General features: G+C 62.9%; 17 protein-coding genes, 1 tRNA gene and 1 pseudogene. 12 read left to right on the top strand and 7 right to left on the bottom strand.

Features of this window, described 5'->3' with window-relative positions; genetic code table 11:
- Together O0882_RS04115 and O0882_RS04110 are read left to right on the top strand one after the other, a co-directional pair.
- Positions 1 to 277, top strand: a pseudogene (locus O0882_RS04115) (hypothetical protein); the annotation flags it as partial.
- Positions 278 to 637: 360 nt separating this feature from the next.
- A complete protein-coding gene (locus tag O0882_RS04110) occupies positions 638 to 1807 on the top strand; it encodes a hypothetical protein (protein ID WP_289945549.1) in 1170 nt (389 codons plus the stop codon).
- Positions 1808 to 1830: 23 nt separating this feature from the next.
- Here the strand turns inward: O0882_RS04110 and O0882_RS04105 are convergent, their stop codons facing one another.
- The gene (locus O0882_RS04105; RefSeq protein WP_289945547.1) at positions 1831 to 2547 is read right to left on the bottom strand and encodes a TetR/AcrR family transcriptional regulator; all 717 of its coding nucleotides are present in this window, start codon (positions 2545 to 2547) and stop codon (positions 1831 to 1833) included.
- A 144-nt stretch (positions 2548 to 2691) separates the two neighbouring features.
- Between O0882_RS04105 and O0882_RS04100 the strand changes: the two genes are divergently transcribed.
- Genes O0882_RS04100 through O0882_RS04090 form a run of 3 tightly spaced genes read left to right on the top strand, consistent with a single transcriptional unit; the run spans position 2692 to position 7034 of the window.
- The gene (locus O0882_RS04100; protein WP_289945545.1) at positions 2692 to 3900 is read left to right on the top strand and encodes an HlyD family secretion protein; all 1209 of its coding nucleotides are present in this window, start codon (positions 2692 to 2694) and stop codon (positions 3898 to 3900) included.
- Positions 3901 to 3906: 6 nt separating this feature from the next.
- Complete coding sequence (locus O0882_RS04095) at positions 3907 to 5505, top strand: DHA2 family efflux MFS transporter permease subunit (protein WP_289945544.1); 1599 nt, start codon at positions 3907 to 3909, stop codon at positions 5503 to 5505.
- 50 nt (positions 5506 to 5555) lie between these two features.
- Positions 5556 to 7034, top strand: a complete 1479-nt coding sequence (locus O0882_RS04090) for an efflux transporter outer membrane subunit (protein WP_289945542.1) — start codon at positions 5556 to 5558, stop codon at positions 7032 to 7034.
- A gap of 9 nt (positions 7035 to 7043) precedes the next feature.
- Here the strand turns inward: O0882_RS04090 and O0882_RS04085 are convergent, their stop codons facing one another.
- Positions 7044 to 7961, bottom strand: coding sequence for a LysR family transcriptional regulator (locus O0882_RS04085; protein ID WP_289945541.1), 918 nt, complete (start codon positions 7959 to 7961; stop codon positions 7044 to 7046).
- Positions 7962 to 8076: 115 nt separating this feature from the next.
- Here O0882_RS04085 and O0882_RS04080 point away from each other — a divergent pair, with 115 nt between their 5' ends.
- From O0882_RS04080 to O0882_RS04060, 5 genes are all read left to right on the top strand, one after another.
- Entirely contained in the window at positions 8077 to 8676 is a 600-nt protein-coding gene (locus O0882_RS04080; RefSeq protein WP_289945539.1) for a short chain dehydrogenase, read from the top strand.
- Positions 8677 to 8783: 107 nt separating this feature from the next.
- Positions 8784 to 10523, top strand: coding sequence for a hypothetical protein (locus O0882_RS04075; protein ID WP_289945537.1), 1740 nt, complete (start codon positions 8784 to 8786; stop codon positions 10521 to 10523).
- Between the two features lie 158 nt (positions 10524 to 10681).
- Complete coding sequence (locus O0882_RS04070) at positions 10682 to 11407, top strand: hypothetical protein (protein ID WP_289945535.1); 726 nt, start codon at positions 10682 to 10684, stop codon at positions 11405 to 11407.
- 104 nt (positions 11408 to 11511) lie between these two features.
- Positions 11512 to 12243: a BON domain-containing protein gene (locus O0882_RS04065; protein ID WP_289945533.1), complete on the top strand. Its 732-nt coding sequence runs from the start codon at positions 11512 to 11514 to the stop codon at positions 12241 to 12243.
- A 155-nt stretch (positions 12244 to 12398) separates the two neighbouring features.
- Positions 12399 to 13691: an MFS transporter gene (locus O0882_RS04060; protein WP_289945531.1), complete on the top strand. Its 1293-nt coding sequence runs from the start codon at positions 12399 to 12401 to the stop codon at positions 13689 to 13691.
- A 61-nt stretch (positions 13692 to 13752) separates the two neighbouring features.
- Here the strand turns inward: O0882_RS04060 and O0882_RS04055 are convergent, their stop codons facing one another.
- Positions 13753 to 15909, bottom strand: coding sequence for a S9 family peptidase (locus O0882_RS04055; protein ID WP_289945530.1), 2157 nt, complete (start codon positions 15907 to 15909; stop codon positions 13753 to 13755).
- Positions 15910 to 16083: 174 nt separating this feature from the next.
- On the opposite strand from O0882_RS04055, the gene O0882_RS04050 reads away from it, so the two are divergent.
- On the top strand, positions 16084 to 17130 hold the full coding sequence (locus O0882_RS04050) for a lysozyme inhibitor LprI family protein (protein ID WP_289945528.1): 1047 nt from the start codon (positions 16084 to 16086) through the stop codon (positions 17128 to 17130).
- A 3-nt stretch (positions 17131 to 17133) separates the two neighbouring features.
- Positions 17134 to 17637, top strand: a complete 504-nt coding sequence (locus tag O0882_RS04045; RefSeq protein ID WP_289945526.1) for a hypothetical protein — start codon at positions 17134 to 17136, stop codon at positions 17635 to 17637.
- 14 nt (positions 17638 to 17651) lie between these two features.
- On the opposite strand, the gene O0882_RS04040 is transcribed toward O0882_RS04045, so the two are convergent.
- The 4 genes from O0882_RS04040 to O0882_RS04025 all read right to left on the bottom strand — a co-directional run bounded on the left by O0882_RS04040 (position 17652) and on the right by O0882_RS04025 (position 20912).
- Positions 17652 to 18059: a hypothetical protein gene (locus O0882_RS04040; RefSeq protein ID WP_289945523.1), complete on the bottom strand. Its 408-nt coding sequence runs from the start codon at positions 18057 to 18059 to the stop codon at positions 17652 to 17654.
- Positions 18060 to 18163: 104 nt separating this feature from the next.
- A tRNA-Lys gene (locus tag O0882_RS04035) sits at positions 18164 to 18239 on the bottom strand.
- Positions 18240 to 18307: 68 nt separating this feature from the next.
- Positions 18308 to 20074 (bottom strand): GspE/PulE family protein, encoded by a 1767-nt coding sequence (locus tag O0882_RS04030; protein WP_289945521.1) that lies wholly within the window; start codon positions 20072 to 20074, stop codon positions 18308 to 18310.
- Positions 20075 to 20123: 49 nt separating this feature from the next.
- Positions 20124 to 20912 carry a spermidine synthase gene (locus O0882_RS04025; RefSeq protein ID WP_289945519.1) on the bottom strand — a complete coding sequence of 263 codons (789 nt, stop codon included), beginning with the start codon at positions 20910 to 20912 and terminating at the stop codon, positions 20124 to 20126.
- Positions 20913 to 20941: the final 29 nt, after the last annotated feature.

The raw sequence follows: 20941 nt of genomic DNA, 5'->3' as shown, positions 1-20941 counted from the left end.
ACACTAAAAACCCCGCAAGCGATTGCGGGGTTTTTTATTATCCAACGACGATTAAACACCTCATCGGCAGCACCATCGTCGGCACGCATGCGGGTGACAGGTGAACGATGAAGCGGTGAAATCGCGCTGGCCATCGAAATGGGCTGCGACGGCACCGACATCGGCAAGACCATCCACCCGCACCCGACGCCGGGTGAATCGATCGGTAGGTTGGCAAAAGCGCGCCGAAGTGTGCGAAGGCGTGTGCACGGACTTGCCGCCACCGCGAAAACGCTGATAAAGAATTAACTTTCAGTACAAAAACCCGGGACGTTTTCCCGGGTTTTTTTTATATCTATTGATCCTGGCAGCGTAAACCGCAGACGGGCTGTGGCGAATCCGCCCGATGTGAAAATTGGTGAGTATTGCCGTATGGAAAAAGTGGCAGAATGAGGGTCTGTCACCATGTTTTGCTTTTGCTTCAATAGCAGCGCGTGATTTTTCCCGGAATGTTGCCAGCGTGTGGGTCGGTCAAGTTCCGCTGTACTGAGAGCCTGTCCCGGTAGATGAATACATCCCCTGCCTTGTCCGCGCTCCTGATGAACTACCAGCAGAAGACGCTCCCTACTGGGATAGGCTCTAAGAAAGTTTTGCAACAATGAAAAAGTTTACCGCCCTTCATATCGCCGATGTCCGTTTGCGTCGGGCTGATGAGCAAGAGCAAGCCGTGATGCTGCATGCCTTGTGCCAGGATGTGGCCGCTATCCTGGCGGCGGGCAAGCAGATCGATGCGATTTTCTTCACGGGCCAGCTGGTGGCGCCCGACGCCTGTGCCGGCACGACACCCGTGTATGTCTACGAATACTTCCTGCGCCCCCTGCTGCAGGCGGCCAGCTTGCCCGGTGCGCGTTACTACCTGGTACCGGGCAGCCGCCAGCAGGGCGTCGCCGCGGCGGCGCTGGGCAATGCGGGCTTCAGTTTTTTCTCCGCCGACGAGCACGCCAGTGCCGAGCAGCGCGCGCACTACAAGAATATCCACGCCGTGTTCCACGGCCACCAGCATACGGGCGATGCCAGTTCACTGATGAAGTCGTTGGGCATCCTGTTCAAGAGCAATCCTGGCAGCCTGTATGGTGCGCATGGCCAGATGGCGGCGTTTTCCGTGCTCGAGTTCGGTACGGGCGGGGCAGATGGCGACGCGCCAGGCACGCAGTGGACGGTGTCGTTGCGCGAGTTCGACGACGTGAGCAAGAGCTTCGCGCTGTCGGTGCTGTACACGCCGAATGGCCAGGAAACGGGGCAGATGGATGCCGAGCATGTGTTTGCCACCTTGCTGCCGCAGCTGGCAGGCGAACACGCTTATCTCGATGGCTTGCTGGGCCATGCGGGCGGGCAGCAGCGTGAGGACGCCGACGTGGCGGCCGATGCGCGCGAATTCCTGATCGAACTGGCATTCGTGATGTTCGAAGCCCAGACCCTGTTCCTCGGCGAAGCGCAGCTGCAGCGTTTTGCCAGCGACTATTGCGCTGTGAAGGGCTGGAGCATGGCGGCAAGGGACTGGCTGGCGCCGCTGTATGCGCATGGCCTCTTGTTGCTGGCCGATGGCCAGGTGGCGTTTGCCTTCGATTACTTCCGCACCTACTTCCTGGCGCAGCGCTTTGAAACCTCGTTCGATCTGATGCGTTATGGCCCGGAACGCCATGATGGAAGTGAGTCTTCACTTGGCTTGGATGCCACGTCGGCAGCTCAGCCTTTCCTGCGCGCGCTGGGCTTGAACGATGCGTGTGCCGCAGCGGCGATGCAGGAAGAGGGCAGCGGCCCTGGCTGACTTCCGCGGCCATCCCTTCCGCGTCAGGCCGCCAGCGGCTGGCGCAAGGTGCCGCGCAGGAACAGGTCCAGGCTGACCGCCACTTTGGTGCGTAGTTGCGCCACATCGGGTTGGGCTTGCGGCGGAAACAGCAGGCGCGACATCTGATCTCCCAACAGGCAATTGAGCAGGTGCAGCGTCAGGATCGATGGCGTCAATTCCGCGCGGAACAGCGGCGCGATGTCGGGGCGGCTGAAAAACCTGGTCAGCATCTCGCGCGTCTGCCCCGGTCCCACCTTGTAAAACGTTTCCGCCAGTTCCGGGTGCGTGGCCGCTTCGGCCACCACCATGCGATTCAGGCGGATCGCCGCCGGCATGGTAACGAGCTGCACGAACAGCAGGCCGAATTCGCCCAGGATGGTGGGCAGGGGCCGCATATCCGTTTCCAGCGCCGGCATGGTCGAAAAATAGGCGGCACGGCGCAATTCCACCACGGCATTGAACAAGCCAGCCTTGCCGCCAAACTTCACATAAATCGTGCGCACGGCCACATGGGCTTCGCGGGCGATCATTTCCAGGCTCACCTTCCCATACCCTTTTTCCAGAAACAGGCAGCCGGCCGTGTGCAGCAGGTTTTCCATGCGCGCCTCCATGTCGGCCGCGCGCGGGCGGCCGGCCGGCTTGCCGCAGCAGGAAAGCTCCTGTGTGGCGTCGGACTCTGTAGTGGTGGGCAAGGTATCGCTGAGGCCGGGATCGGACATGGTCTGGGTCTCTTTATAAGTTGGAAGGTAAGTGATGGCTCACACTGTAGTGCAAATTAAAATGAAATGCAATCGTTTCATTTCTTGACTTTGGTTTTTCTTTGCCCAATAATGAACCTATATCATTTCATTTTCGGAGCGAGTATGTCCAACCAGCCAGGCCAAGCAGAGCACAAGGTGCTGAGCGCCGTCCCACCCGCGGCCCCTGCCGCACCTTCCACGCCCGCCGCTTCCGCCAGCTCCGCACCACCGAATAACCGCGTAAAAATCGTCGCCGGCCTGATCGTCCTCGTCGCGCTGGGCGCCGGCGCGCGCATGTGGTACCGCAGCCACTATTTCGTGGAAACGGAAAACGCCTATGTGTCCGGCCACGTGCACCCTGTCTCGGCACGCATTTCCGGCGTCGTCACCAAGGTCTTCATCGACGACAATCAAATGGTAAAAGAGGGCGACGTGATCGCTGAACTCGATCCATTCGACCAGCGCGTGAAAACCGAGCAGATCGCCGCGCAGATCGCCAGCGCCGAGCAGCAAGTGTTGCAAGCGGACGCGCAGATCGCGCAAGTGCAGGCGCAAGCCAGCGCCGCCCAGGCGCAAGTGGCGCAAGCCGATGCGCAACTGCTGCGCGCGAAACAGGATGCGGAGCGTTATGGCCAGCTGTACACGAGCCAGATGAAAGCCGTCTCGAAAGCGGAACTGGACGGGGCCAACGCGGCCCGCTCGAGCGCCGTGGCCGACCTGGCCGCCCGCCGCGACAGCGCTTCCGCCGCCAAGGCGCAGATCGGTGCGGCGCAAGCTGCGCGCGATGTGGCCAAGGCACAAGTGGCCGTGCTGCGCGTGCAATTGAAAGACGCGGAACAGCAGCTGCAATACAACCGCATCCTGGCTCCTGTCGCCGGCCGCATCGGCAAGCGCAACGTGGAAACGGGCATGCGCGTGCAGCCTGGCCAGCAACTGACGGCCATCGTTCAGGATAACGTTTGGGTTACCGCCAACTTCAAGGAAACCCAATTGGCCGACCTGCACCGCGGCCAGAGCGTGCACGTGAGCATCGACGCCATGCCGGGCAAGAAACTGGTGGGTACCGTGGATAGCTTCGCGCCTGCCTCTGGCGCGCAATTCGCGCTGCTGCCGGCCGATAACGCCACAGGTAACTTCACCAAGATCGTCCAGCGCGTGCCCGTGAAAATCGTCTTCCAGCCGCAAGACATCAAGGCCATGAATGGTCGCCTGGTGCCGGGCATGTCGGTGATCGCCGAAGTGGAAGTGAACCAGCCCAATGCGGATCAGGAGAAGGATGCGCGCCACGCCGCAGCTCCTGCCGCTCCTGCAGCCCAGACCACCACCCGCTAAGCTTCCATGAGCAGCCCCTCCACCACGCTGGCGAAGCCGCCAGCGTTTCCCGTGATTGACGAGAAAGTCTCCGGGCGCACCTGGCTGGCGGTCGCCGCCGGCATGCTGGGCGCCTTCATGGCGGTGCTCGACATTCAGATCACCAACTCCTCGCTCAAGGATATCCTTGGCTCGCTGTCGGCCACCCAGGAAGAGGGTTCGTGGATTTCCACGGCCTACCTGGTGGCTGAAATTATCGTCATCCCGCTCACCGCGCTGCTGGCGCGCGTGTTCGGCTTGCGCACCTACATGATAGGTACCACCGCCTTCTTCCTGCTGTTCTCCACCCTGTGCGGGGCGGCCTGGAACCTGGAAAGCATGATCGTCTTCCGCATGCTGCAGGGTTTTACGGGCGGCGCACTGATCCCGATGGCGTTCACGCTGGTGATGCTCAAGCTGCCGCCGTCGAAGCGCGCCGTCGGCATGGCCATCTTCGGCCTGACGGCCACCCTGGCGCCGGCCATGGGCCCGACCCTGGGCGGCTATCTCTCCGAGCTGTACGGCTGGCCCTCGATCTTCTACATCAACTGGGTGCCCGGTGTGCTGCTGATCGCCGGCATGATCTATGGCCTGGACAAGGAGCCGATGAAGCTGGCGATGTTCTGGAAAGCCGACTGGCTGGGCATCTTTTTCATGGCCCTGGGCCTGGGCTGCCTGACCATCTTCCTGGAAGAGGGCAATTCGAAGGACTGGTTCGACTCGGGTTTCATCATCGCCTTTGCCGCGCTGGCCCTGACGGGCATCCTGGGCTGGGTCGTCACCAGTGCCACGCGCGCCGAGCCGTTCGTCAACCTGGCCCTGTACGGCCAGCGCAATTTTCTGGTCGCCACCGTGCTGTCGGCCGTGACGGGCATGGGCCTGTACGGTTCGGCCTTCTTGCTGCCCCTGTTCCTGGGCCAGATCGCCGGCTATTCGCCGATGCAGATCGGTGAAGTCATCATGTGGGTGGGCTTGCCGCAGCTGTTCATCATGCCCTTCGTCGCCAAGCTGTCGTCGGTGGTGGACAACCGCATCCTGTGCTCGTTTGGCCTCTTGCTGTTCGGCGGCTCGTGCATGATGAATGCCTACATGGACGCGTCCACCGGCTACGACCAGCTGCTGTGGTCGCAGGTGGTGCGCGCGCTGGGCCAGCCCTTCGTCATGCTGACCCTGTCGAACTTCGCCATGAAGGGCATTGCGCCGAAGGACATGCCGTCCGCATCGAGCCTGTTCAACATGACGCGCAACCTGGGCGGCTCGATCGGCATCGCCCTGCTGGCCACGGCCCTGAGCACCCGCGAGCATTTTCATTCGCAGCGCCTGGGCGAAGCGATCAATGCGTGTTCCAGCGCCACGCAGCTGCGCATCGACCAGCTGACGTCCTCGTTCATGGCCAAGGGCTATGACGCCGTCACGGCCGGTAACCAGGCCTTGCAGGCGATCGACGGCATCGTGCGCCGCGAAGCGTTTGTGATGGCCTACAACGATGGCTTCTTCCTGATCGGCGCCATCCTGCTGGCCTGCATCGTGCCCCTGTGGCTGGCCGACAAACTCAAAGCTCCCGGTGGCGGTGGCGGCGGTCATTGACCGCGCACAGGCCGCACGTGCAGCACCTCAAGAACAAGAAGGTACACATCATGCAAACAGTATTGACGAAAATCGCGCTGGCCGCTTCCCTTGCCGTGGCGCTGTCCGCCTGCGGCACCGTGGGCCAGGATTTCACCGCCCCGGCGAATGTGGCCGGTATCGACAACGGCGTTTTCCACCACGGTGCTGCCGCAGCGGATGCCGCGCAGCTGCCCAAAGAGTGGTGGAGCATCTACGGCGATGCGACCTTGAACCGCCTGGAGCATAGCGCGCTGCAGGACAATCCCGGCGTGAAGGCGGCCGGCGAGCGATTGCTGCAGGCGCTGGCGCAAAGCGGCACTGCGCGCGCCAATCAGGGCCCGAGCGTGAACGTCAGCACGGGTATTTCGAACTCGCGCACCTCGGCCAACACCTCGCAGGGCCTGGCCCTGGGCAACCGCTCCATCAGCGGGAATAATTTTTCCGTGGGCGGTTCGCTGTCGTACGAAGTCGACCTGCTGGGGCGTGTAAAACGCATGGTCGAAGCGGCTGATTCGCAGGCGCTGGCGGCGCAGGCCGACCGCGACGGCGTGCTGCTGATGCTGTCGGCGCAAGTGGCCAGCAATTACTGGCAGCTGCGCGGACTCGATGCGGAAATGGCGATTTTGAATGGCGCCTTGGGCACGCGTCGCGAATCGGCGCAGCTGGTCGAGGCGCGCTTCAACGCGGGTCTGACGAATGAGCTGGACCTGGCGCGCGCGAAAGTCGAATTGTCGAACGCCCAGGCCGACCTGCATGAAGTCAAGCGCCAGCGCAACCAGCTGGAAAACAGCCTGGCCACCCTGACGGGCAAGCCGCCGTCGGCGCTGCAATTACCGGTGGCAGCCGAGCCTTCCAGCTTGCCGCTGCCGCCCGCCATTCCCGTCGGCCTGCCGGCCAGCCTGCTGGCGCACCGCCCGGATCTGGTTTCCAGCGTGGCGGGCCTGCGCGCGGCGAACGCGCAAGTGGGCGTGGCCGAAGGCGCGTTTTACCCGTCGCTGCAATTGACGGGCAATTTCGGCTACGCCTCGGAAAAACTGCGCGACCTGGCGCAGGGCGGTTCGCGCCAGTTCAGTTTTGGTCCGCTGGCGTTGTCCCTGCCGATCTTCGACGGTGGCCGCAACCAGGCCAACCTGGATTTGTCCAAGGCGCGCTATGCGGAAGCCGTGGCGAACCACGAAACGAAGCTGCTGACGGCCTTGCGCGAAGTGGAAGATGCGCTGTCCGACGTGGAGCAGCGCCAGTTGCAGGGCGACGCCCAGGCCCTGTCGCAGGCAGCCGCCGCGCGCGCCTATCTGGTGGCGCGCACGCGCTACGAGCGCGGTATCTCGACCTATCTGGACGTCACCGATGCCCAGCGCAGTTCGCTGACGGCGGACCGCGCCGCCGCGCAGATCAAGACCCAGCGCTTGCTGGCCACCGTTGCCGTGGCCCGATCGTTGGGCGCAGGCTGGCAGCCGGATGGCGAGCTGGCCAAGCTGGCATCGGCGCCCGCCGCGAAGGTGAACTAAGCACGACGATTACGTGAGCGTGGCCGGTGGCGGTGTCGCCGCCGGCCCGTAGCGTTCCAGCAGAAAGTCGATGAAGGTCGTCAGCTTCGGCGTAGGCTGGCGGTCGCGCGCATACACGAGGTGCATGGGGCGCGGCGCCGGCACGTAGTCGGCCAGCAGCGGCACCAGCCTGCCGGCGGCGATATCGCCGGCCATCAGGATCTCCGCCTGCATGACGATGCCGAAGCCGTGCAGGGCCGCCACGCGTAGCGCCTGACCATTGTTCGAGCGGAAGCGGCTTTCGCGCACGGGGCTGCCGTCGTCGTCGCCGCTCCTGGCCAGGCGCCAGCGCACATGGCGCGTCCATTGCATGAAGTCCAGACATTCGTGGCGCGCCAGGTCGGCTGGCGTGCGCGGCGTGCCGTGCTTGGCCAGATAGGCGGGCGCGGCGCAGATCACCATCGCATACGGCCGCAGCACGCGCGCCACCATGGCGGAATCTTCCAGCTTGCCGATGCGGATGGCCGCATCGAACCCTTCTTCCACCAGGTCCACCGTCCTGTCATTCAGGTTCAATTCCAGGCTCACTTCCGGATATGCATCGAGGTAGTCGGCCATCAGCGGCGCGATGCACTCGCTGCCGAACGACACGGGCGCCGTGATCTTCAGCTTGCCGCGCGGTGCCGTGCGCATGGCTTCCGCGCCCCGTTCGGCCGCATGGATGCTGGCCAGGATCTGGCGGCATTGTTCCACATACTGCTGGCCGATTTCCGTCAGGCTTTGCCGCCGCGTGGTGCGCGCCAGCAGCCGCGCACCCAGCCGTTCTTCCAGGTATTTGATGTGCTTGCCCACCATCACGGGCGATATCTGGAACGCCTCGGCGGCGGCCGTGAAACTGCCCGCATCGACGACGGCGACAAAAATCTCCATGCTGCGCAATTTATCCATGGCTATCTTGATTGCAAACTGTAGGTTGGTAATCTTGTAAATTCTAGCGTATTTATTCCTTTTTGGAAGCGGCGCATACTGGCTCCATCGTTCAACCCCAGACAAGGACAGCATCATGAAAATCGTCATTATCGGCGCCAGCGGCACCATCGGCACGGCCGTCGCCGCCCAGCTGGCGCAACGCCATGAAATCATCGAAGTGGGCAGCCGCAGCGGCACGCACCAGGCCGACATGGGCGACATCGCGCAAGTGCGCGCCCTGTTCAAGCGCATCGGCAAGGTCGATGCCGTCGTCGTGACGGCTGGCAAGCTGCATTTCGGCCCCCTGGCTGAATTTACTCCCGAGCAATTCCAGCTGGGCCTGGACAGCAAGCTGATGGGCCAGGTCAACGTGGCGCTGGTGGCGCAGGAATACCTGAACGACGGCGGCTCGATCACCCTCACCAGCGGCATCGTGGCCGAGCAGCCGATTCGTTTCGGCACGGCCGCCAGCATGACGAACGCGGCCGTGGAAGGCTTTGTGCGGGGCGCCGCCATCGAGTTGCAGCGCGGCGTGCGCATCAATGTCGTCAGCCCCACGGTGCTGGCCGAATCGCTGGATGCGTATGGCCCCTTCTTCTACGGCTTCGAACCGGCCGCCGCCAGCCGCGTGGCCCTGGCCTATAGCCGCAGCGTGGAAGGGGCGCAGACGGGGCAGGTGTACCGGGTCTGGTAAGCGGCTTGCCATGCCATGGGGCAGGTGGGACAATCGCAGTCTGAGCAAAAAGCGGTAGCGCGCCATCCGCGCCATCCGCTTCTGAGAAAAATCTTACCGAGACCCCCATGAAAAAACTCCTGATTCCCCTGCTGATGGCCGCCGCCGTCGGCAGCGCCTGCGCCGCAACGCCAGCCGCCGCAGCAGCAGCCCCGGCAACGGCGCAACAACTGACGGCCATGAGCGCCCGTTATGCACCCGTTGCGCTGACTGCTGATACGTCCCACCTGTCCGCGGGCGACCGCCAGGCCATCGCCAAGCTGGTCGAAGCGGCCAAGCTGGTCGACGTGCTGCAACTGCGCCAGCGCTGGTCCGGCAATGAAGCGCTGTGGGCGGCACTGAAGAAGGACAAATCAAAGCTGGGCCAGGCCCGTCTGAACTATTTCTGGATCAACAAGGGCCCATGGTCGGTGCTCGACGCGCACGCCTCGTTCATGCCGGCCAGCTATGCGGGCATCGCCATTCCCGCGCACAAGCCGGAAGCGGGCAATTTCTATCCGCAGGGCGCCACCAAGGCCAGCCTGGAAGCGTGGATGAATGGCTTGTCGGCGGACGACAAGCAGCAGGCGCAATGGTTCTTCACGACGATTCGCGCGGGCAAGGATGGCAAATACCAGACCGTCAAATATTCGGACGAGTACAAGGTGGAACTGAAGCAGCTGGCCAGGCTGCTCGACGAGGCGGCTGCCGCCACGGACAACGCATCGCTGAAGAAATTTTTGACCCTGCGCGCCAAGGCTTTCCTCGACAACGATTACTTGCCATCCGACTTCGCCTGGATGGACCTCGATTCGCCCGTCGACATCACCATCGGCCCGTATGAAACGTATAACGATGAGTTGTTCGGCTACAAGGCCGCGTTCGAAGCCTACGTGAACATCCGCGACCAGGCGGAAACGCAAAAGCTGAACTTCTTCGCCAAACACATGCAGGAGCTGGAAGACAACCTGCCGCTGGACGCCCAGTACCGCAACCCGAAAGTGGGCGCGCTGGCGCCGATGGTGGTGGTCAACCAGGTGTATGGCGCCGGTGACGGCAATATGGCCGTGCAGACGGCCGCCTACAACTTGCCCAATGACGAGCGCATCATCAGTGCGCGCGGCTCGAAGCGCGTCATGTTGAAGAATGTGCAGGAAGCCAAGTTCAAGGCCACCCTGACACCGATCTCGAAACTGGTGCTGACGCCAGAAGCGCAGCAGGACGTGGATTTCAATTCCTTCTTCACGCACATCCTCGCGCATGAAATCATGCACGGCCTCGGCCCGCACGCCACCGTCGTCGACGGCAAGCCATCGACGCCACGCCAGGATTTGAAGGAAGCATACTCGACCATCGAAGAAGCCAAGGCCGACATCACGGGCCTGTTTGCGCTGCGCTACATGATGGACAAGGGGCAGCTCAACGATACCCTGGGCCAGGGCGAGGCGGCCGAGCGCAAGCTGTACAACACTTTCCTCGCTTCCGGTTTCCGTACCCTGCATTTCGGCCTGACGGATTCGCACGCGCGCGGCATGGCCATCCAGATGAATTACATCCTCGACAAGGGCGGCTTTGTTTCCCTGGGCGACGGCAAGTTCGGCGTCGATTTTGGCAAGATCAAGCAGGCCGTGATCGACCTCGACCGCGAATTTCTGACCATCGAGGCGACGGGCGACTATGCGCGCGCGCAAGCATTGATGAGCAAGTACGTGGTGATCCGTCCTGAAGTGCAGGTAGCGCTCGACAAGATGAAGGCCGTGCCCAACGATATTCGCCCGGAATTCGTCACGGCCCGTGCGCTGGACAAAGCAATGACTGCGAAGAAATAAACCCGACCTTGCCCCTTGACTATTGTCAGTCTGAAAAGCCGGTGCACTGCACCGGTTTTTTTTCGTCTTTATTTATGAAAAGTTGCCAGTTTTTCCTTGTGGAAATATTTTCACCGCTTACTCTGCAGTAGTTGCTTCTCTTCCGTCCCGTCTATCCCATGCCAAATCCGCTCTTGCTGATGAGTTTGCTCATCGCTTTATCCCCTGTGCCCGCCGTGGCTGCCGCCCAGCTCACTGATCTGGAAAGCCGCTGGCTGCAGGCGGGCCAGCCCGTCATCGCGTTTGCGCGCGCGCAAGGTTTGCCCATCGATATCATCGTGCAGCCGCAAGATGCGCCAGGCGCCGTGCCGCTGGCGCTGGGCTACGAAGGGGGGCGCTGCAAGCTGGTGCTGTCGCTGCGCGGCAATGCGCAGGCAGACAGTGTCTTGCAGGGCGTGCCGGCTGCGCGCCAAGGCCTGATGATGGAAGCAATGATGGCGCATGAAATCGGCCATTGCCAGCGCTATGCGCAGGGCGACTGGCACGCCGTGCCGCGCGGCTTTGTCGAACCGCCCGGCAGGCAGCGCGGCAAGTTGACGCCGCTGGCGCAGGAACTGCGCGAGACGCGCCGCGAAGAGGCCTATGCGGATCTGGTGGCGCTTGCCTGGATGCATGAACGCCACCTTGGGCAATACCCTGATGTGCTGGCCTGGATGCGCGGCGTGCGCGCCGGCGGCGATGGCGCGGGTGGCGGTGCAGGCAGAGATGCAGGCGGTTCGCACGCCACGCAGGCATGGCTGGCGCTGGCGGATGGTGAAGGCGCATTTAATGTTGCCGATGGGGCCGCTTCACCATTTGAACAGGCGCAAGTATTGTGGCGAAAGGGCTTGAGCGGCGACAAATAAACGCTGATTTTTACGCGGATGGCTTGTCAGCGTGTGCTGTCGCACGGAGCTTTGCGTGCGGCAGGGGTCTAATCTGGGCATCAACTAACCAGAGAGGAATCATCATGAATAAAATGATCGCACTCATGCTGGCCGCCAGTGCCAGCGCCATGCTTGCCGCCACGCCAGCGTATGCGCAGGATGCCTCGTACAAGAGTTTGACGGACAAGGCAACGGCCGACTACAAGCAGGCCAAAGCCGCCTGCGACAGCCAGAGTGGCAATGCGAAAAAAGTCTGCGTGGAAGAAGCCAAGGTGGCGCGCGCCAAGGCCGAATCGGACGCCGTGGCGCAATACCGCAACACGCCGCGCGAACTGGGCAAGGCTCGCAAGGATGTTGCCAATGCCGAGTATGACATGGCCAAGGCCAAGTGCGGCGACCGCACGGGCACCGATAAAACCACGTGCATGAACGAAGCCAAGGCGGCGAAAACGGCCGCGCTGGCTGACGCCAACACGGGCGCCAGGGCCGGCACCAACGTGGCGCAAAATCCCCCCGGCACGATGAAGGAAAACTGCGACGCCATGGATGCGACGGCCAAGGCCGCCTGCATGACGCGCAATGCGGCCGGCAGCACCAAGGTGGCAGTGGAAGACTCCGTCATCACCACCAAGATCAAGGCAGACCTCGTCAAGGACAATGACTTGAAAGCGCTCGATGTGCACGTGGAAACGGTGAACGGCGTCGTCATGCTCAGCGGCTTCGTGCCTTCCCAGGCGCAAGTGAAAAAAGCCGCCGACCTGGCCCGTGGCGTGGAAGGTGTGACGGATGTGAAGAATGGCTTGAAGGTGAAGTAAGCGGCATTTTCACAAGTCTTGCAGCCAGGACTGGAGCCGCGCACCGCGACGTGGCTCCAGTTTTTTTGATTGTATAAATTATGATCGTAATATAACATGAGAAAAATCCCGCCCGCTGGTGTGGATCGGTATCCACTTTTTCTCATGAGGACTGCATGCTTTCCTATTCTGTTTCGCAATGGCTGGCGCGGCGCGGCATCCACTTCGCCTGGGTCATCGTCGCCATTACCTTCCTTACCGCCTTGACCTCGTCGGCTGCGCTGGGCTTGCCGGGCGCGCTGATGCAGCCCCTGAGCCGCGAATTCGGCTGGGATGCCGAGCAGATTTCCTCGGCCCTGGCCGTGCGCTTCGTGCTGTTTGGCCTGATGGGGCCGTTTGCCGCCATCCTGATGGAGCGGTTCGGCTTGCGCAATGTCATTTGCGTGGCCCTGGGCCTGATCGCTGCCGGCATGCTGCTGGCGACGCACATGACGCAGTTCTGGCACCTGGTGGCCCTGTGGGGCATCCTGCTGGGGCTGGGCTCGGGCATGACGGCGCTGGTCTTGAGCGCGGTGGTGGCGAACCGCTGGTTCGAGACGCACCGGGGCCTGGTGGTGGGCGTGCTGACGGCCAGTTCGGCCACGGGCCAGTTGCTGTTCCTGCCCGTGGGCGCCTGGCTGATCGAGCACTTCGGCTGGCGCACTGCCGTCCTGCCCGTGTTTGCCAGCTGCGCCATCGTCGCCGTGCTGGCCTTCCTGTGCATGCGCAACCGCCCGCAGGACGTGGCCTTGCGTCCGTATGGCGCCGACTCGGCCACGCCGCTGGTGGCGCCGCCTGCGGCAAAGATGACGTTTGCCACGCCGTTCGTAATCCTGCGCAGCGTGGCGGCGCACCGCACCTTCTGGATCCTGTTCGGCACCTTCTTCATCTGCGGCCTCAGCACCAACGGCCTGATCCAGACGCATTTCATCTCGCTGTGCGGCGACTCGGGCTTGTCCGCCGTGCCGGCCGCGTCCGTGCTGGCCATGATGGGCGCCTTCGACCTGTTCGGCACGATCTTGTCCGGCTGGCTGTCGGACCGCTATGACAACCGCAAACTGCTGTTCTGGTATTACGGCTTGCGGGGGCTGTCTCTGTTCTGGCTGCCGTATTCGGAATTTACCCTGTACGGCCTGTCGCTGTTCGCCATGTTCTACGGCCTGGACTGGATCGCCACCGTGCCGCCCACCGTGAAACTGGTGGGTGCCACGTTCGGCCGGGAGCGGGCGGGCATGGTGTTCGGCTGGATCTTCGCCGGCCACCAGCTGGGCGCCGCCGTGGCCGCGTATGGTGCGGGCCGCATCCGCACCCTGATGCTCACCTACAACCCGGCCCTGTTTGCCGCCGGCGCCGCCTGCCTCGTCGCCGCGTTGATGGTGCTGGCAATCGCCCGCCAGAAGGCGGCCGTGGCCGCTGTCCAGCCAGCATGAAAAAAGCCAGGCCCGCGTGAGCGGAGCCTGGCTTTTTCATTTTTCAAGAACGTTTCAGGACTTATTTGAGGTACTTGGCCAGCCAGCCTTCCAGTTCGCTGTAGAAGAAACGGCTGTTCTCGCCCTTCAAGATCCAGTGGTTTTCGTCCGGGAACACGAGCAGTTTCGCCGGCACGTTCAGGCGTTGTTGCACGGCAAAGTTCATCAAGGCATTGTTGGCCGGCACGCGGTAGTCGAGCTCGCCCACGGTGATCAGGATGGGTGTCGTGAAACCCGTGCCTTTTTCGTGGTTGCCCGCTTGCATGACCGGGCTTTGGTCGCGCCACACGGGCAGGTTCGACCAGACGGGGCCGCCTGCATTCGTTTCACGGCCGAAGCCGCCGTCGCTGGTGCCCCACTGCATGATCAGGTCCATTTCGCCCGCGTGCGAGACGATGGCCTTGTAGCGTGTGGTGGTCGCTTGCAGCCAGTTGGCCAGGTGGCCGCCATAGCTGGCGCCGCCGGCGGCCAGTTTCGTGCCGTCGATAAATGGATATTTCTTGATAGCTTCATCGACGCCCTGGTTGACTTCATCGCCCGGACCTTTCAAGGGGTCGAACTGGATAGAGCGCGAGAATTCCTCGCCATAGCCGGTGGAACCCTTGTAGTCGGTCAGCAAGACAACATAGCCTGGCTTGGCCAGCAAGTGATAGTTCCAGCGCAGCACGAACTGGTCGCGCCACATGCTGGCGGCACCGCCGTGGATGACGGTCAACAGCGGGTATTTCTTGTTCGGATCAAAGTTGGCGGGCTTGACGAGCATGTTGTGGATCTGGCGGCCGTCGGCCGTGGTGAACCAGAAGTGCTCGGGTGCCTGCCAGTCGATCTTGCTCGCTTTCTCCGTGTTGAAGGCCGTCAGCCGTTTCGGCTGCTTGCCATTGAACGCATAGATTTCCGGCGGGTTGATGCTTGACTCCCACACGCCGACCAAAGCCTTGCCGCCGCTGCTCAGCGAATTGATGCTGCCCGTTGGCAAGGATGGTTCCTCGCGCACGTCGCCGCCTTTGGCGTCGATCGAGTACAGCTTTTCCAGGCCCGCATGTTCATAGCTGAAAATGACGCGCTTGCCGCCTTCGGGCAGCACGAAGCGGGAAATCGAACGGTCCAGCTTGGCTGTCAATATCGTTGGCGCAGGGTTGCTCATCGGCCAGGCGAAGCTGGCCAGGCGTTTCACGTCATACACTTTGCCGGGTGTTTGCGCGTCGCTGAGGGCGAACAGGGTCTTGCCGTCGGCCGCGAATTTCAGACTGCCATAGCTATGCTTGTCCTGTGTCAGGCGCTGCGCTTCGCCGCCGGTTACTGGCAGCAGATACAGTTGCGAGACCACGGCTTCGCGCTGGGCCGCGTCGCGGTTGGTGGCCGCATTGAAGACGACGGCCTTGCCATCCGGCGTCCAGACGGCATCCAAGGATTGTCCCTCGTCGCCCTGGCCGCCGCCAAAGCCCGGCAGGGTGACCAGTTGCGTGCCCGACAGGATGTCGCGCGGTGTCGACTCAGGCTGCGCATCGACGATGAACAGGCGTACCTGTTTGTCGGTCAGCCATTTGTCGAAGTAACGGGGCGCCGTCGTTTCATACGAACGGGCGCTGACTTTGCGGTCCTTGCGCTCTTTGGCGCTTTGCTTGACGTCGGCTTCCGTCTTGTTGCCTGGATAGATGTCGCTGATGAACAGCAATTGCTTGCCATCCGGGCTCCATTTCGGCATGCGCGCGCCCAGGGTCAAGCTCGTCAGCCGTTGCGCTTCGCCGCCAGCGGCCACGTCGAGGCGGTAAATCTGTCCTGCCTCGTCGCCATCGCGCTTGGCGACGAAGACCAGCTGGCGGCTGTCCGGCGACCAGGCCACGGCGCTTTCGCCGCCCTTGGAAGAGGTCAGGCGGCGCGGGGCGATGTCGTCAAGCAAGGACTTGATCCACAGGTCGGACCATTGGTCCTTGCTGTCGTAGGCGCTGTCGACGACGGAAAACACGGCCCACTTTCCATCCGGGCTGGCGACGGGCGCGCCCACGCGTTTCATCAGCCACACATCTTCATGCGTGATGGCGTGTCTGGCTTGCGTTTGTGGGGCGGCAACTGGTATAGCCGGCGTGGTATCGGCGGCGTGGATGGTCGTTGCCAGCGAGGCGCAGGCCGCTGCGATCAGCAGGGAGCCGAGGGAACGGCGAAGACGGGGTAAGGTCATGGGCGTGGTCCGGGAAGTGAAAAAAGTACAGCGGGCAACATTATTGCCCATCGTTTCCTGCACTGCCAAGGCTGAGTACCGTTACTTACCAGGCGGGATGGGCGTGTAACGGGCGGGTGCAGCTTGGCTGATCAGTTAAACTTGCCGCTTTACTCGCGCTGGCGCTGCCTGAACATGAAAATTTGTCTACCCTTATTGAAAACGCTATTGCTGGGCGCGGGCGCGCTGCTTGCCGCCCCGGGTTTTGCCGCTGCCGCCGCACCGTACCCGAATACCAGCGCCATGGGCGTGGGCCACGCGGAAAGCACGGCCTGGTATGCGACTTGCCTGAAGGTCAAGGATGCGGCGCCGCCGCCCGCCGACCTGCCGGCGCCGTCCGCCGTGGCATCCTTGCAGCAGTGCCAGGCGAGCGAGCTGTATTACGATACCAAGAGTATGTCCTCGCCCAAGCCCGCCGACTGGCGTCCCGCGCGCCATTGCGCGATGGCCACGCACAACAGCGCCGTCTTGATGATGTTGTACCAGAATGGGCAGGGCGTGCAGAAAGACCCGTTGCTGGCGCTTAAGTATGCGTGCAGCATCGACGCGGCGCCGGCCGAGATGCAGGGCCGCATCGAACACTTGCAGCAGATCAATGCCAGCGGACGCGGCATGATGGACTGGTGCGACGACATCACCAGCGGCTACATGATGGGCGTGTGCAGCGCCATCGATGCGCGGCAAAAGCAGCGCGTGCGCGCGCAGGCGACAGGCAAAGTCAGCGCAAGCATGCCTGCCGTGGCGCAAGCGTCGCTGCAAAAGCTGCAGACGGCGGCAAGCAAGTTTGCCGATGCGCGCGCAGCGAATGAAACGGATTTGAGCGGGACGGCGCGCGCCGCCCTGAGCATCGCCGCCCGCACGGCCGAGCTCGATTTGCTGGCGCACGATGTGCGCGAGTACGAAGCGGGCAAGCTGCCGGCCAGCATGTCCAAAGAGCAGGTGGCGGCGCTCGACAAGGAGCTCAACGCCATCTACGGCAAGCTGATGAAGAAGCCGGCCGAGACATACGCGGGCGCCGTGGGCAAGGATGGCATCCGCGCCACCCAGCGTCTGTGGCTGGCGTACCGCGATGCCTGGATGAACTTTGGCGCCGTGCGCTATCCGTCCGTCACTAGCGAGACCTGGGCTGGCCGGCTGACGGCGCGGCGCAATGCCCAATTACAAGATCTGCTGGAGAATTGAAGCATGCGCGAAGCCTATTACCACGAAGATGATTTTTGCATGATCGAACTGCTGCCGCTGGATAACTTGCAGCACTGTTTGACGCAGATGGGCGAGCAGCAGGTGTTCGCCGATGCGCACCGCAGCGGCGCCGGCTGGACGCAGATGTACGTGCCCGAGGCGCCGCCGTCGCAGATGCGCGCGCTGGGCCTCACGATGGAGCAGCTGCGGCTGGCGCTGGCCGATGCCTTGCCGCCGTATGACGCCGTCTACACGGGCTACAGCAGTTATCGGGTGGAATGCAAGAATGTGCTGGCCTTTGGTGGCGACAAGACGGAAACCCTGTTTGCCGGCCTGGGTGACGACGGCATCGTGGTGGATTTATGGTGCAGTGATGCCATGCCAGAGCTGTTGCTGCTGCCCTTGAAAGCGCAGTTGCTGCTGGCCGACTGGGGTGCCGGGTTTGCGTGTCCGCTGGCCGATGGCGACTTGTTCGCCCGCTATCTGCAGGAGTATGAACTGGACTGATCGAACTGAACTGATTATTCGCAGGCGATGGCGTTCGGTTGCGCCACCTTGATGACCGATGCCAGGCGCGCCATGTCGTTGCCGTCGCCTTGCTCGACGTACGGTTGATAGGTGTCGATGACGATGCGCGCACGCGCTTGCCAGCCGCAATTGTCGGTCTGGCGCGCGGGCACGCGCAGCTGTCGGCGCGCCTCGCCATCGTTGCTGAAACAAAACCACGCAGCGTGCGCGGCAGCAGGGCGGGGCAAACGGCCCCACTGCGCCTTGTCGGGCGCGAAGCAGACGCGGTTGCCGATGATCTGCAAGCTCATCTCGTCCGTGCGCGCGCTGTACTGGCCATCGAGCACGATGGGCGGCTGTACTTGTGCCTGCGCTTGGGCGGACAGGCAGGCGGTGGCCAGGAGGAGGACGGCAAGTTTCATGCGTTTCTTTCAGGGCTGGCAAGACAAAGAACCAGTATAACCTTGGGAGCCTGAAACGAAAAAAGCCCATCCGTGAGGATGGGCTTTTTAGTACTGCGCATTCGTGGTAGGCCGTGCGGGATTCGAACCTGCGACCAACGGATTAAAAGTCCGCTGCTCTACCAGCTGAGCTAACGACCCGAAAGAGGCCGCATTATATATCAGTTGAAAAAGAATGCAAAGCATTCCTGCGAGAAAGTGCAGGCCAGTCAAGGCAGGGCTGCCGTGAGCTTCAGCACTTCGTCGATGCTGGTCGTGCCATCGATGATTTTGCGCGCACCTGCGATGCGCAGCGGCGTCATGCCGTCGAGCAGACTCTGGCGGCGCAGCGCGTGCAGGTCGGCGCCCGCCTTGACCAGCTGGCCGAAGGTTTCCGTCACGCTCAGCAGTTCATAAATGCCGGCACGCCCCAGGTAGCCGCTGTGCCGGCACAGGGCGCAGCCGATGGGGCGGTATGTGGTCTGCGGCCGTTCCAGCTGGCCGCCCGTCAGGCGCTGCCATGCGGCGGCGTCCGGCGTATCGTCTGGCTGCTTGCAGCCCGGGCACAAGCAGCGCAGCAGGCGCTGCGCCAGCACGCCGGCCAGGCACGCTTCCAGCAAATAGGCGGGCAAGCCCAGTTCCAGCAGGCGCATGACGGCCGAGGGCGCGTCGTTGGTGTGCAGGGTCGACAGCACCAAATGGCCCGTCAGCGCCGCCTGCATGGCCATCTCGGCCGTGGCCAGGTCGCGGATTTCTCCCACCATGATGATGTCGGGGTCTTGCCGCATCAGCGCCCGCACGCCATCGGCAAACGACAGTTCGATGCCGGCCTGGGTTTGCACCTGCATCTGGTTGAAGGCCGGTTCGACCATTTCGATGGGGTCTTCCACCGTGCAGACATTGACTTCGCTGCTGGCCAGCGCCTTCAGGGTGCTGTACAGGGTGCTGGTCTTGCCCGAGCCGGTGGGGCCCGTCACCAGCACGATGCCGTGCGTACGCGCCGTCAGCTGGCGCCAGCGTTCGGCGTCCGCGGGCGGAAAGCCCAGCTCAAACAGGCTTTTGACGGCCACTTCCGGGTCGAAGATGCGCATGACGAGCTTTTCGCCGAAGGCCGTGGGCAAGGTCGACAGGCGTAGCTCGATTTCCTGGCCCTGTGCATTGCGCGTCTTGATGCGGCCATCCTGGGGGCGGCGCTTTTCCACGACGTCCATGCGCCCGAGCAACTTGATGCGCGCCGTCATGGCCAGCAAGACCACAGGCGGCAATTGATACGCCTGGTGCAGGCGGCCATCGATGCGCAGGCGCACGAGGCCCGCGTCGCGCTTCGGTTCCAGGTGGATGTCGGACGCGCGCTGGGCAAACGCGTATTGCCACAGCCAGTCGACGATGCGCACCACGTGCTGGTCGTTGGCGTCGAGGTTGCCCTTGTTGCGCCCCAGCTCCACCAGCTGCTCGACATTCTGGCGCAGCGCCATGTCTTGCGTGGACGCCAGTTTTGCCACCTTGACGGAAGTGGCCAGGCTGAAAAATTGCGCGATGGCGTCGGCGATGTGCAGCGGATTGGCGATGACCAGGCTCAGCTTGCGTGGCGCCAGCTTTCCCAGCTGCGCCTGCCAAGCGAGCGCGTAGGGCTGGGCCGTGGCGATGACGATGCGGTCAAGCGTGCTTTCCACGGGCAGGATGTTGAAACGGGCCGCATAGCCGGCCGTCATGACGTCGGCCACCTGGCTGAAATCGATGTGCAGAGGATCGATGCGCACATACGGCAGGCTTGCGCGTTGCGCCAGCCAGGCGCACAGGGTGTCGAGCGTGAGTGCGCCATGGGCGATGCTGCATAGCGGATGCAAGGCCGGCGCCGGCAGCAGGGCGGCCTGGGCGTCGATGGCCGCCGCTTGCGCCGCGTCGAGCAAGCCGTCTTCCTGCAGCCAGGCCAGCAGTTGCGGCAGTTGCAGCGGCGTGTTGGGTGAAATGGGAGCGGGAGGAGGGGAAGCGGGCATGGCCGGCGCCTTTCAGGGCTGCCGGCCTTGCGCATGGGTGTGCCGGCGCTTACAGGGTGCTGACGATGCCCTTGACCCAGGTCTTGGCGGGCAGCTTGGTCTCGGCGACGATCTGCTTGGCGCACTCCAGCAGGGCCGTTTGCGCTTCGGCATCGAGCGCCACTTTCGACTTGAACGCGATCGCCACCACATTCCCATCATGGACTTCCGGCAGGCAGATCACCTGTGCAAACGCAAACTTCATCGCCTTGATGTTCTTCGCGTAGCTGGGGTGGTCGCCGAACAGGTTGACCGTCATGATGCCGTGCGGCGCCAGGCAGGCGCAGCAGGCGGAATAGAAGTCCGCGCTGTCGAGCACGGGACCGCGCGCCGTGGCGTCGTACAGGTCCACCTGCAGGGCGTCCAGGGTGCCATGGTTGGCGTCATCGTTGACGTAGTCGAGCGCATCCATCTCGCGCACGTGCAAGCGCTCGTCGTTGGGAGGCAGCTTGAACATCGAGGCGCAGATGGTGATGACGGACGGGTTCAGTTCGATGGCTTCGACTTGCGCCTGCGGGAACTGGCGGTAGCAGAACTTGGTCAGCGCTCCCGTGCCCAGGCCCAACTGGGCGAGGCGCTGCGGTTGCTTGATCCACAGCATCCACGCCATCATCTGCTGCGCGTATTCGAGCTCCGGCCAGTCCGGCTTGCGGATGCGCATGGCGCCCTGCACCCATTCCGTGCCGAAATGCAGATAGCGCACGCCATCCATTTCCGACAGGGTGACAGGGGCGTAGCGGGGCTTGCGCGCGGGGCGCGAGGATTCGACTTGTTCGATGGATTTTCGTTTGATAAGCATAAGGCGGCCTGAAAGTGTGCCGCATTATA

The organism is Janthinobacterium sp. SUN073 (assembly GCF_030397665.1).
Lineage (GTDB): Bacteria > Pseudomonadota > Gammaproteobacteria > Burkholderiales > Burkholderiaceae_D > Janthinobacterium.
Note: the sequence above shows the minus strand (reverse complement) of the source record. Positions and strands in the feature narration are given on the sequence as shown.